A 948-nucleotide genomic window follows, 5' to 3' on the forward strand; every position below is an offset into this window, starting at 1 on the left:
GTGTGGTTTATCATGATAGTTAACACCAAACCCTTCTGGATACTTTGATTTGGCGAACCCAATACCCTCTGGTTGCGGCACACCGCTATCGCCACCTTTCCCCAAGTAGTCTAACGGGTTCACAGCATCACTCTTACTATCATTCCAGCGTCCTTTATGCATTTCAAAATGTAAGTGTTGGCCTTCAGACTGCCCCGTGTTCCCCATAACTCCAATTGTTTGTCCTTGTGTAACATAATCGCCTACTTTTACTGTTCGAGAACCACTACGCATATGAGCGTATACAGTTTCCCATGTAACTCCATCAATAGTATGCACAATCATAATACATTCACCATAACTAGATGAAAGATAAGAACGACTAACCTGCCCGTTAGCCGCTGCATAAATCGGATGATAGCCCGCTTCAGCAAGGTCTACCCCATGATGATCTGGTCTACTACCTCTAAAACCACTTGTTACTCTCGTTGTATCTGTAGGATAAATAAATTTTGCCATATTAGTCTTCCTTTCTATTTTTACTCAATATAAAAAAGGCACTTAAATGAGCACCTTCGTTCACTGTCTATATTTATTATTTTTTGGATGTATTATAGTTTTCAAATCTAAAGATGAACAGAATGAAAAGCTCTCTGCCGTTACCTAACATCAAAATGTTCTTCTTTTAACCATGTACCATTTCCAATATCAAAATAACCATCTTGTCGTGCATAAACCCTATATGGAACAAATCCATCTACATTACCTGTATAATTCCTATTAGGACCATCATATGTGTTAATACCATAACCTACTGGATATTTTGAATAAGCAATGAATCATTGTTCAACTAATTTTTCTACCCTTTTATCGAATATCTAAAATATCAAAATGTTTTTCAGGTGCCCAACTATTTCTACCAACATCGATCCATCCTTCTTTACGAGCATAAATCATGACAGGCGCTTT

1 protein-coding gene and 1 pseudogene are annotated in these 948 nt (G+C 37.6%); both read right to left on the reverse strand.

What is annotated here, in order from left to right; genetic code table 11:
- Positions 1–498, reverse strand: a 498-nt coding sequence (locus JDS80_RS30635) for a M23 family metallopeptidase (RefSeq protein ID WP_199640812.1), incomplete at its 3' end; no start/stop codon positions are given.
- A 140-nt stretch (positions 499–638) separates the two neighbouring features.
- Positions 639–818: pseudogene (locus JDS80_RS31850) on the reverse strand (peptidase M23); the annotation flags it as partial.
- Positions 819–948 lie beyond the last annotated feature (130 nt).

Origin of the sequence: Bacillus cereus group sp. N8, assembly GCF_016483685.1 — a bacterium.
GTDB lineage: Bacteria > Bacillota > Bacilli > Bacillales > Bacillaceae_G > Bacillus_A > Bacillus_A proteolyticus.